General features: G+C 72.4%; 10 protein-coding genes. 1 reads left to right on the top strand and 9 read right to left on the bottom strand.

Annotation, left to right across the window (positions count from 1 at the left end):
• Positions 1-275 precede the first annotated feature (275 nt).
• Complete coding sequence (locus MF605_RS11000) at positions 276-689, top strand: VOC family protein (RefSeq protein WP_020621736.1); 414 nt, start codon at positions 276-278, stop codon at positions 687-689.
• A 10-nt stretch (positions 690-699) separates the two neighbouring features.
• Here MF605_RS11000 and MF605_RS10995 read toward each other — a convergent pair whose 3' ends face one another.
• From MF605_RS10995 to MF605_RS10950, 9 genes are all read right to left on the bottom strand, one after another.
• Entirely contained in the window at positions 700-2,211 is a 1,512-nt protein-coding gene (locus MF605_RS10995; RefSeq protein WP_134417018.1) for a SulP family inorganic anion transporter, read from the bottom strand.
• A 63-nt stretch (positions 2,212-2,274) separates the two neighbouring features.
• Positions 2,275-3,369, bottom strand: a complete 1,095-nt coding sequence (locus MF605_RS10990) for a hypothetical protein (RefSeq protein ID WP_049147055.1) — start codon at positions 3,367-3,369, stop codon at positions 2,275-2,277.
• A gap of 16 nt (positions 3,370-3,385) precedes the next feature.
• Positions 3,386-4,072: an ABC transporter ATP-binding protein gene (locus MF605_RS10985; RefSeq protein ID WP_020621739.1), complete on the bottom strand. Its 687-nt coding sequence runs from the start codon at positions 4,070-4,072 to the stop codon at positions 3,386-3,388.
• On the bottom strand, positions 4,069-5,124 hold the full coding sequence (locus MF605_RS10980; RefSeq protein WP_020621740.1) for a hypothetical protein: 1,056 nt from the start codon (positions 5,122-5,124) through the stop codon (positions 4,069-4,071). Before MF605_RS10980 ends, MF605_RS10985 begins: the two co-directional genes overlap by 4 nt.
• Complete coding sequence (locus MF605_RS10975; RefSeq protein WP_020621741.1) at positions 5,121-5,831, bottom strand: hypothetical protein; 711 nt, start codon at positions 5,829-5,831, stop codon at positions 5,121-5,123. Before MF605_RS10975 ends, MF605_RS10980 begins: the two co-directional genes overlap by 4 nt.
• Before the next feature lie 49 nt (positions 5,832-5,880).
• Positions 5,881-6,051 (bottom strand): hypothetical protein, encoded by a 171-nt coding sequence (locus tag MF605_RS10970; RefSeq protein WP_020621742.1) that lies wholly within the window; start codon positions 6,049-6,051, stop codon positions 5,881-5,883.
• 372 nt (positions 6,052-6,423) lie between these two features.
• Entirely contained in the window at positions 6,424-8,529 is a 2,106-nt protein-coding gene (locus MF605_RS10965) for an ABC transporter ATP-binding protein (RefSeq protein WP_049147053.1), read from the bottom strand.
• A complete protein-coding gene (locus tag MF605_RS10960) occupies positions 8,526-10,283 on the bottom strand; it encodes an ABC transporter ATP-binding protein (RefSeq protein ID WP_129866969.1) in 1,758 nt (585 codons plus the stop codon). The genes MF605_RS10965 and MF605_RS10960 overlap by 4 nt, the downstream gene beginning before the upstream one ends.
• Before the next feature lie 516 nt (positions 10,284-10,799).
• Positions 10,800-11,075: a metal-sensitive transcriptional regulator gene (locus MF605_RS10950; RefSeq protein ID WP_044659303.1), complete on the bottom strand. Its 276-nt coding sequence runs from the start codon at positions 11,073-11,075 to the stop codon at positions 10,800-10,802.
• Positions 11,076-11,145: the final 70 nt, after the last annotated feature.

Here is an 11,145-nt window from a genome sequence, read left to right as displayed (position 1 = left end):
GGGGACGCCACCGGGGGCGCCGGGGTGCCCGTGCAGGCTCGGGGCGACGGCGGCGCGGCGGGCGGACGGCCGGCCCGACGGCGGCCAGCCGGCGGGCGGACCGGCCGGCGGGCCAGAGGGAGGAACGCTCATGGCGGCCACGCTACCAACGGGGGCGGACGCGCCAGGCCGCGGGCGCCGTCGTCGGGAGCGGCTCCGTGGCCCACGCCACGCCCGCGCGCCCGCGACACGCGCGCGGTGGCGGCGGGCCGAACGCCTCGTCTACGGTGCTCCCCATGGCCTTGTTCTCCCAGCCGGTGTTCATCAACCTCCCGACGACGGACACCGAGCGGATCCGTGAGTTCTGGACGACCCTGGGCGCCACCGCAATGGACGACTACTCGGACGAGCACTCGGTGTGCATCGAGCTCACCGAGTCGACGTACGCGATGTACCTCAGCCCCGGCTACTACACCGACTTCATCGGCAACCGTGAGATCGCCGACTGCCTCACCACCAACTCCGCCCTCATGGCGCTGACCGTCGGCGACGCCGCGGCGGTGGACGCCCTGGCGGACCGGGCGATCGAGCTCGGCGCCGCCGAGGTGCCCCTGCCCGAGGACCTGCGCGAGGAGATGGCCGACTCCGGCATGCACTCCCGCGAGATCGTCGACCCGGACGGGCACCAGTGGGAGTTCGTCACCGCCTGAGCCCGCCGGCTCAGGCGCCGAGTCGCCCGGTGAGGCGCGCGTGCATCGCCGCGGAGGCCTCGTTCAGCCCCGTCACCTCGGCGTGGATCCCGTGCCGGGCGTACTTGGTCAGCACCGAGTCGAGCGCGGCCACAGTGGAGGCGTCCCACACGTGCGCGGCACTCATGTCGATCACGACGCGCGGCGGGTCGAGGGCGTACTCGAACTGCGAGTAGAGGTCGTTCGAGGACGCGAAGAACAGGGCGCCGTGCACGCGATACGTGACGGCGTCGCCGTCGTCGTGGACCTCGCGGACCACCGTGACCAGACGCGAGACGCGCTGGGCGAAGAGCACCAGCGCAGCGAGCACGCCCACACCCACGCCGATCGCGAGGTTGTGAGTGAGCACCGTGGCCGCCACGGTCACGACCATGACGGCGGTCTCCGAGCGCGGCATCGCGCGCAGGGTGGCGGGGCGCACCGAGTGCCAGTCGAAGGTGGCGGCGGCCACGAACATCATCACGCCCACGAGCGCGGCCATGGGGATCTGCGCCACGAAGCCGCCGAAGGCCACCACGAGCACCAGCAGGAACACGCCCGCGAGGAACGTGGAGATCCGGGTGCGGGCGCCGTTCGCCTTGACGTTCATCATGGTCTGCCCCACCACGGCGCAGCCGCCCATGCCGCCGAACAACCCCGAGACCACGTTCGCGACACCCTGCCCCCAGGACTCGCGCGTCTTGTCCGAGCGGGTGTCGGTGATGTCGTCCACGAGCTTCGCGGTGAGCAGGGACTCGAGCAGCCCCACGAACGCCATGCCGATGCTGAACGGCAGGATCAGCCACAGCGTCTCCCACGTCAGCGGGACGTCCGGCAGGCCGAGCGCGGGCAGCGCGTCCGGCAGCGCGCCCCGGTCCCCCACGCGCGGCACGGCCAGGCCGGCGGCCATCACCAGGGCGGTGACCACGACGACGGCCACGAGCGTCGCCGGCACCGCCGTGGTGAGCCGCGGCAACAGCACCACGATCGCCAGGGCCAACGCCGTGAGCGGGTACACGAGCCACGGGACGCCGATCAGCTCGGGCAGCTGCGAGGTGAACACGAGGATGGCCAACGCGTTGACGAACCCCACCATCACCGAGCGCGGGACGAACCGCATGAGCCGGGCCACACCGAGCACGCCGAGCAGGATCTGGATGACGCCGCCGAGGATGATCGCGGCAAGCAGGTGCCCCACCCCGTACGCGTGGGACAGCGGTGCGACGACCAGCGCCACCGCCCCCGTGGCCGCGGAGATCATGGCGGGCCGGCCGCCCACGATCGCCGTGGTCACCGCCATGGTGAAGGACGCGAACAGCCCGACGCGCGGATCCACGCCCGCGATGATCGAGAACGCGATGGCCTCCGGGATCAGCGCGAGCGCCACCACGACGGCGGCCAGCACCTCCGTGCCCAGCAGCCGAGGGCTGCGCAGGGTGCGCAGGACGGACTGCCGCTGGAGCGGCGTGAGGGCAGGCGGGGGCGCGGCGGGTAAGGCGGGCATGCTCCCGAGGGTAGCGGTGCGCGGGCGGGGTGCCCGCCGGTGAGCGGGCCCGCCCGCCACCCCTCACGCCGTCCGCATCACCCGCACGGGGTCGCGGAACGCGGCGAACGCCGCCGGGGCGAGGCTGGCCAGCAGCGCGGTGAGGGCGGCCAGCACGGCCACCGCCGCCACGAAGTCCACCCCCAGCGTCCCGCCCTGGCCGGCGACGACGGCGTACCCGGCTCCGGAGCCCAGCACGGCGCCCAGCAGCGCAGGCACGGCGGTGCGCACGGCCACGAGCAGGATCAGGTCTCCGCGGCCGATGCCGAGGGTGCGGCGGCGGCCGAGGTCGCGGCGGCGGATGAGGACGTCGGCGAGCACCACGATGGACACGAAGAACGCGCCGGCTCCGAGGATCAGCAGCAGCAGGGAGCGTCCGAGCCCGGCGAGCTCGCCGGTGATCACCTGGTTGCCGGCGGAGAGGGCACGGGCGGTCTGGATGGAGGAGGCGCGCGGGTCGGGGTCGATCACGGCGAGCGCGGCCTCCTGCATGGCGCGGGTGCCGGCGGTGTCGGCGGCGAGGACGCGGACCTGCTGCATCACGAGGGCGTCCGGGGCGGCGGGGACGGTGAGGGCGTAGCCGTCGAGGTCCTGGAAGGGGTCCTGGGCCTGGAACGCCCCGACGACGGCCCACTGGCCGCCGTCCGTGGCCTCGATCGCTCCGGAGGGCTGGGCGAGGCCGAGCTCGGCGAGCTTGGCCTCGGGGACCACCACCTCGCCGGGGGCGGGCAGGCGGCCGCGGGTCAGCACGATGCCACGGTCCAGGGTGCCGACCACGTTCGTCACGGCCACGCGGGCGCCGCCCCGGCCGATCCCGGTGTTCACGGCGTCCATGGGCGAGTCCCGGGCGAGGGCGGCCTCGGCGGTGTCGAGTCCGGCGAGGGTGGCCGCGGTGGCGCCGGTGAGGAAACCGGTGCCGCCGGTGTCGGTGACGGTGAGCACGCGGGCGCCGGGGCCGGAGAGCTCTGCGGCGACGGCCGCCTCGGTGGCGGCCTGCCTGCCCACGGTGGCCACGGCGGCGAAGCACATGGCGGCCACCACGAGCAGCACGAGGGCGGAGGGCACGGGAGAGGTGCGTGCGGCGGTGACGGCTTCACGCAGCAGGGTGCGCAGGTTCATGGGCGGTCCTCCCGGTTCACAGCCGCACCACCTCGTCGGCGCGGGCGACGACGGCGGGGTCGTGGGTGGCGACCACCACGGTGCGCCCCTCGGCGGCGGCATCGGCGAGGGCGTCCATGACGAGGCCGGCGTTGTCCGGGTCGAGGTTGCCCGTGGGCTCGTCCGCGAGGACGACGACGGGCGCGTTCACGAGGGCGCGGCACACGGCCACCCGCTGCGCCTGCCCGCCGGAGACCTGCCCGGGCCGGTGGTCGGCGCGGTGGGCGAGGCCGAAGCGCTCGAGCAGCGCCCGTGCCCGGTCCTCGAGCGTCTGGCGCTCCAACCCGGCGTAGAGGCCGGGCTCCACCACGGAGTCCAGGATGGGGCGGGACGGGTCCAGCTCCGAGTCCTGGAACACGAATCCCACGGAGGTGGCGCGCAGGCGGGAGCGCTCCCGGTCCGGGCGGGTGGAGGCGTCGACGTCGCCGAGGCGCACCACTCCGGAGGTGGGCGTGAGCATGAGCCCGAGCACGTACAGGAGGGTGGACTTGCCGCGCCCGGAGGGCCCGGTGAGGGCGGTGACGGCGCCCGGCGTGAACGCGTGGGTGAGGCCGTCGAACAGCTCCTCGGCGGCGCGGGTATAGGCGAAGCGCAGGTCCTCGACGGCGAGGGCGGCGGGGACGACGGGGGCGGCGGGCGTGCCCGGGGTGGCGGGCCCCGTCATCGGGTGCCGTTCAGCACGCGCACCTGCTCGCCGGCGTCCACGCCGTCCACGACGGCGAGGCCGTCGGCGGAGCCGAGGACGGTGACGGTGCGGTCCTCCGCGGCGCCGTCCCGGACCACCGTGACCGTCGCGGCGCCGTCTGGCTGGGTGCGCAGGGCGGACACGGGGACCACGGGCCCGGAGACGGGCGGGACCACGCTGACCTGGGAGAGCAGGGAGGTGGTGGCGTCGGCGGGCAGGGTGTCGCAGTCCTCGCCGCAGACCACGCCGCCGTCCGGGGCGGTGAGGGTGATGCGGATCAGGCCCTGCTCGTCGGAGGTGGACTCGCCGGCGACGGCCTTCCATTCGTGTTCGCCGTGGGGCACGGTGACCTGGGTGCCGGCCGGGATGAGGGCGGCCTGCTCCTGGTTGACCTCGAGGGCGAAGTCCGGTTGGTCGCCGGGGCGGGCCACCACGTTCTCGCCGCCGGCGAGGGTGGTGCCGACGGCGGTGGTCTTCGCGTCCACGCTGAGGGGCGCGGGGAGGGCGTCGAGGACCACGAGCTGGCCGAGCTCCACGGTGTCCGCGGCGGGGTAGCCGCGTTCGGTGAGCCAGTCGTCCCAGGCGTCCGCGGTGGCCTCGTCCCACGTGCCGGTGGCCTCCACCTTCGCGCCGGTGGCGGCGAGCATGCGCTGGAACGCGGCGACGTCGTCGCCGGAAGTGCCCTCCCCGAGAGGGCGCCACTGGGGAAGCTCGCCCTGGAGGACGAGCACGGGCTTCTGGGCGACGGCGTACAGCACCTCCCCGGCAGCCACCTCGCCGGACTCTCCGGCCCGGGTGACGACGCCGGTCAGCGCGTTCACCGCCGCCGGCGTCTGCTCGCGCGACACGGAGACGCCGAGGGTGATGACGCGGCCGAGCTCCTGCTCGGCGACGGTGACGAGGGCGCTCGCGGCCGGACGCTGCTCGGCCTGAGCCGGAGGGGTGAGCGTGACCCGGCCGGCCCAGAAGGCGAGCGCGGCGACGGCCACGAGCGCAAGGACGAGGGCGGCCCAGCGGGCGGGGCGATTCATCCGGATGACCCCCAGAAGACATCCTGCGGCGGAAGCTCCGGGCATGTCTGCGCGACCTCGGCCTGGCGTTCTGCCGACACGCCCCTCATGCTGTCCGCGAAGGGCCACCACTGGTGGCGGCCTGGAGTGTAGAACGCGGAGACGAATGCCTCTTTGGAGGGGCGCGCGGAGGTGTCGACCGTGTAGCCGTAGGCCTCGAGACACGGGATGAGGTATTGGTCCCAGTAGTCATAGACGAGGCGGAGCTGCGGATCGGTCCAGTCCTGGGTGTAGCTCGGATCCACCGGGTGCTGTGCGTAGCAGGTCACGTAGGCCGCCTCGAAAGCAGACCTCTGGGACTCAGGTGGGGTGTCGATCTGAATTCCCCCGGTCGGACCGACCGAGTTCGGCCACCCGGCCTCGGCCAGGCATGTGGACACCATGCGGTCCGACTCGAGGGACGTGGCGTACCACCCGGAGCGCTCCACCTGAGGCGGCGCGGGCATTCCCGCCCCCTGAGCGTGCCGCGCGACTTGCTCACGGTAGGCGCGCTCCTTCTCCGCCTCCGTCGTCAGGAGGGGTTCGATCCTCTCGGTGGGAACCCACTGCGAGGCGTCCCAGGTCTTCTCGGCCGTCGCGGTGGGGGGAGCGGCGACCGTGGATGAACCGCCGAGGCCCGCAGACTCCCGACCGACGCAGCCGGTGAGGGTCAGGGCGACGGCCGCCACCAGGGCGGCCGTCGCAGGAATGCGTAATGAAGTCATCGGTGCCGGCGAGTCAGTACGGGTAGTAGCAGTAGCCGTAGGTGCCCGACAGGAGGAGTCCTGCGCTGCAGTCCTGCCGACCGGAGTCCGTCAGCGCCTGCGCTGGCACCGCACCGGAGACGGCCAACGGTCCAGCGACGGCCACGCCGGCACCGACCTTAGAAATCCGCTGCTTCATACCCATGTCGCTCCTCCTTATGGTTCACGCTCAGTCGTGATCTGAGTCACACTCTATGAAGGTGCTCGCCCTGTGTCCAGAGAATTCTCGGTCGGTCCACAGACGTGCCCCACCAGGGAGTCAAGAGGGTCCTGCGCGTGACGGATGCGCAATCTCAGGGGACGAATGAGCGCGGCCACACCGGCAGGGGTGGCCCGACGATCGGGTTTCGATACTCCCGTCACCGCCGCGCGCCCTAGCCCCGTACACCTCCGGCTCCGGAGAGGTGCGGGCTCGTGAAACTCACCGGCACCTGGATCGAGAAGGTCATCGGGTGGTCCCGTGTCGCAGCGACGCCAGCGGCCAGTGGCTGGGCGCCGGCGCCATCCAGCCCCGGCCTCAGCGGGCGTCCTCGCGCGCGGCGGGCGCGCCGTCGTCGTCCTGCTCCTCCGCCTGTTCCCCGCCCTGGAACTGGCTCCTGTACAGCCGGAAGTACGCGCCGCGAGCGGCCAGCAGCTGATCGTGCGAGCCCTGCTCCACGATGTCGCCGTCCTCCATCACGAGGATGACGTCCGCGTCCCGGATGGTGGAGAGGCGGTGGGCGATCACGAAGCTCGTGCGGTCCGAGCGCAGCGCCGCCATCGCGCCCTGGACCAGCACCTCGGTGCGGGTGTCCACGGAGGAGGTGGCCTCGTCCAGGATCAGGAGCGAGGGCTGGGCCAGGAACGCACGGGCGATGGTGATGAGCTGCCGCTCGCCCGCGGACACGTTGGCGGCGTCCTGCTCGATCACGGTGTCGTAGCCGTCGGGCAGGGTGTGCACGAAACGGTCCACGTAGGTGGCCTTCGCCGCCGCGACGACCTCCTCGTCCGTGGCGTCGAGTCGGCCGTAGCGGATGTTCTCCCGGATGGTCCCGCCGAAGAGCACGGCGTCCTGGAGCACCATGCCGGTGGCGGCGCGCAGCTCGCCGCGGCTGACCGTGCGGGTGTCCACGCCGTCCAGCAGGATCCGCCCGCCGTCCACCTCGTAGAACCGCATGATCAGGTTGACCAGGGTGGTCTTGCCGGCACCGGTCGGCCCGACGATCGCGACCGTCTGCCCCGGCTCCGCCACGAAGTTCAGGTCCGTGATGAGCGGCTTCTCCGGCGTGTAGGAGAAGCGCACATGCTCGAACTCCACGCGACCGCGCAGCGGGCGCGGGAGGTGGGCGACGCCGTCGGGCCCGGGGATGGCGGAGGGCGCCGTTTCCCGAACGAAAGCGCTCTCGGAGGGCGCCGTTTCCCAAACGAAAGTGCCGTCGGGGGTGCGGGCGGGGGTGCCGTCGGGGGTCTCCTCCGGCTCGTCGAGGAGCTCGAAGATGCGCTCGGCCGACGCCACGCCGGAGATCAGCATGTTGGACATGCCGGCGATCTGCCCAAGCGGCTGGTTGAACTCGCGCGAGTACTGGATGAACGCGGTCACGGCGCCGAGGGTCATCTGCCCGTTGGCCACGCGCAGGCCGCCGACCACCGCGATGCCCACGTAGCCCAGCCAGTTCACCCACTGCATGATCGGCATGATCATCCCCGAGTAGAACTGCGCCGTGAACGCGGCCTCGTACAGCTCCTCGTTGCGCTCGTCGAAGCGCGCGGCCATGTCCCGCTGACGGCCGAACACGGTCACCAGCTCGTGCCCCGTGAACGACTCCTCGATGTGCCCGTTGAGCCGGCCCGTCTCCCGCCACTGCGCGGAGAAGAGCGCCTGGGACTTCTTGCCGATCACGCCCACCACCACACCGGCCACCGGCAGGGCGACCAGGGCGATGAGCGCGAGCTGCCAGGACAGCCAGAACATCATGCCGACGATGCCGATCACGGTCAGCACCGAGTACACGAGCGAGGCGAACGCCTGCTGGAGGGCCTGCTGGACGTTGTCCACGTCGTTGGTGGCGCGGGAGAGCAGGTCGCCGCGCTGCCCGCGGTCGAAGTAACTCAGCGGCAGCCGGTTGATCTTGGCCTCGATCTCCTCGCGCAGGCGGAAGACGATGCGCATGACGATGTCATTGAGCACGCGGCCCTGCAGCCACATGAAGGTCTGCGCCACCAGGTACATGCCCAGGACGATGAGGATCAGCCGGCCCAGCTCGGTGAAGTCGATCCCCTCGCCCGGCGTGAACGCCATGCCGGAGAGCATCTCTGCGGCCTGGTCCTCGCCCTGGGCGCGCAGCCCGTCGATGACCTGCTCGCGGCTCAGCCCGCCGGGCATCTGCGCGGAGACCACGCCGCCGAAGATCACGTCCATCGCCCGGCCCAGGACGTGCGGGGCCCACACGTTGAGCACGACGGCGACCAGCACCATCAGCGCGACCACCACCAGGCCCAGCTTCTCCGTGCGGAACAGGCTCATGAGCCGCTTCGCGGACGGCCAGAACGCCTTGGCCTTGCGGGCCGGCCCGCCGCCCCAGTCGTCGGTGGCGCCCTGCTCCTGGATCTCGAGGATCTCCTCGTCCGTCAGGTGCTCGCTCATGCCACGTCCTCCGCGGTCAGCTGGGAGTCCACGATCTCCCGGTAGGTCTGGTTGTCCGCCAGCAGCTCGGCGTGGGTGCCGCGGCCGACCACGCGGCCCTCGTCCAGCACGATGATCTGGTCGGCGTCGGTGATGGTGGCCACCCGCTGGGCGACGACGATCCGGGTCACCCCGGCCGCCGCGCGGTCGAGCGCCGCCCGCAGCCGCGCGTCGGTGGTGACGTCCAGGGCGGAGAATGAGTCGTCGAACACGAGGACCCGCGGCTCGGCCACGAGGGCACGCGCGATGGACAGGCGCTGGCGCTGGCCGCCCGAGACGTCCGTGCCGCCCTGAGACAGCCGCGAGTCCAGACCGGAAGCCGCCGCCTCTCCCTTGCCGGTGGTGCGGGCGCGCACGAAGTCGGCGGCCTGGGCCGTCTCGAGGGCCGCCCAGATGCGCTCGTCCGAGGCGTCCGGGGCCCCGAACTGCATGTTCTCCCGCACGGTGCCGGAGAACAGGTACGGCTTCTGCGGCACGAGGGCCACGGCCTCGGTCAGCTCGGCCCGGGCCAGGTCGGTCACCGGCACGCCGTCCACGAGCACCTCGCCGGACGTCGCGTCGTACAGCCGCGGCAGCAGACTGATCAGCGTGGACTTGCCGGAGCCGGTCGAGCCGATGATCGCCGTCGTGGTGCCGGGGGCGACGGCGAAGCTCACGTCGTCGAGCACCGGCGCCTCGGCGCCGGGGTACTGGAAGGTGACGTGGCGCAGCTCCACGGCGCCGTCGCGACGCGCGGGGGTCACCGGGCGGACCGGCTCACCGAGCGTGGGGACGGTGTCCAGGACCTCGCCGATGCGGCCCGCGGAGATCACGGCGCGCGGGAGCATCATCATCATGAAGGTGCCCATCATCACCGCCATGAGGATCTGCAGCAGGTACTGCATGAACGCGGTGAGCGCGCCGACCTGCACGAGCCCCGCGTCCACGCGCTCGCCGCCGAACCACAGGACGGCGGCGGTGGCGAGGTGGAGGATCATCGTGATGACCGGGCCGAGCAGCACGAACAGCCGGCCGATCCGCACGGAGGTCTCCGTCAGGGCGGCGTTGGCGTCCGTGAACCGGCGTGTCTCGTGGCGCTCGCGCACGAACGCGCGGACCACGCGGATGCCCTGGATCTGCTCGCGCAGCACGCCGTTGACGTCGTCGATGTTGTCCTGCATCCGCTGGAACAGCGGCATGAGACGGGCGACGATCCACGCCACGATCACCAGCAGCACCGGCACGGAGACCCACACGAGCCAGGACAGGCCCGGGTCCTCGCGGATGGCCATGATGATGCCGCCGACCGCCATGATCGGCACGGCCACCATGAAGTTCAGGGCCATGAGGGTGAGCATCTGGACCTGGTTGACGTCGTTGGTGCCGCGCGTGATGAGGGTCGCGGCGCCGAAGCGGCCGAGCTCCTCCGCGGAGAACGCGTCCACGCGGGTGTAGACGGCGCGGCGCAGGTCCCGGCCGACGCCCATCGAGGCCTTCGCCCCGAACCACACGGCGGCGATCGCGGCGACCACCTGCACCAGCGCGACGCCGAGCATCACGAGGCCGATGTCCCAGATGCGGGCGGTGTCGCCGCGGGCTACGCCCTCGTCGATGATGCGGGCATTGAGGCTGGGCAGGTACAGCATGGCCAGCGTGCTGATCAGCTGCAGCACGACGACGGCCGCGACGGCGCCGCGATAGCGCCGGCCGTGACGGCGGAGCAGGGTCCAGAGCATGGGGCTCCCAGGGAGTCGGGATGGGCGCGCGGCCGCGTGGGCTGCAGTGAGGTGGGCCGAAGGGGGCCGGGCTCATTGTGCCCCAGCCGCGGGAGGGCGCGGGCAGCAGCCGTCGTCGAGGGGACGCGGGCGCACCCCGGACAGCCGGCTGCCGAACCACCCGCTGGCGGACCCGTACGAGGACTGAGCGACGCCAGACGGGGGGCGTGAGCCAGACGTTTCCGCGGCTGAGGGTCCCTCAGAACAGCACGAACATCTGGCTCACGCCCCCGGAACGCCTGGCTCAGCGCCCGAAGAGCCTCGCGAAGAACCTTGCGGCCCCGGCACGGCCCGCGCGGGCTGCGTCGCGCTCGGCATCAGGGTGACGGCCATCGCACCACTGCGCCGCGGGGACGACGGCCTTGAGGGACTCGACGTGCCGGCCGCATCCGGCCCAGGTGGCCCTGCGGCAGACGGGTCAGCGCGCCGGACGGCACATGAGGGATCCTTTCGGCGAGGGGGCTTCGGGGTGGCCGGTCAGGCCAGGGTCATGAAGAGCTTCTCGAGCTCGGCGACGGTGAGCTTCTCCTCGTCCTCCGCCTTCTCGGGGTCGGCGAGGCAATACTGCATGGCGGATGAGACGACCGCGAAGCCGGCGCGATCCAGCGCGGTGGAGACGGCGGAGAGCTGCGTGACCACGTCCTTGCAGCGACCCTCGCCCTCGACCTCGCGGATGACGGCGTCCAGCTGGCCGCGGGCCCGCTTGAGGCGGTTGAGGATCTTGCGCTGGGTCTCGGCGTCGGCGGTGCGCACGGCGACCTCCTTTGTCACGGTGGCGGGGAGGGGAATCATATCCCCAGGGGTATCCGGCGACGTCGCCGGA

Source organism: Micrococcus luteus, from assembly GCF_022664405.1.
GTDB lineage: Bacteria > Actinomycetota > Actinomycetes > Actinomycetales > Micrococcaceae > Micrococcus > Micrococcus luteus.
The sequence above is the reverse complement of the archived record's forward strand: the minus strand, read 5'-3'. Positions and strand labels throughout refer to the sequence as shown.

Coding starts and splice junctions, on each gene's coding strand:
- MF605_RS10985 (WP_020621739.1), bottom strand. CDS start 4,072: ATGACGGGGCCCGCCACCCCGGGCACGCCCGCCGCCCCCGTCGTCCCC.
- MF605_RS10990 (WP_049147055.1), bottom strand. CDS start 3,369: ATGAACCTGCGCACCCTGCTGCGTGAAGCCGTCACCGCCGCACGCACC.
- MF605_RS10995 (WP_134417018.1), bottom strand. CDS start 2,211: ATGCCCGCCTTACCCGCCGCGCCCCCGCCTGCCCTCACGCCGCTCCAG.
- MF605_RS10970 (WP_020621742.1), bottom strand. CDS start 6,051: ATGGGTATGAAGCAGCGGATTTCTAAGGTCGGTGCCGGCGTGGCCGTC.
- MF605_RS10980 (WP_020621740.1), bottom strand. CDS start 5,124: ATGAATCGCCCCGCCCGCTGGGCCGCCCTCGTCCTTGCGCTCGTGGCC.
- MF605_RS10965 (WP_049147053.1), bottom strand. CDS start 8,529: ATGAGCGAGCACCTGACGGACGAGGAGATCCTCGAGATCCAGGAGCAG.
- MF605_RS10960 (WP_129866969.1), bottom strand. CDS start 10,283: ATGCTCTGGACCCTGCTCCGCCGTCACGGCCGGCGCTATCGCGGCGCC.
- MF605_RS11000 (WP_020621736.1), top strand. CDS start 276: ATGGCCTTGTTCTCCCAGCCGGTGTTCATCAACCTCCCGACGACGGAC.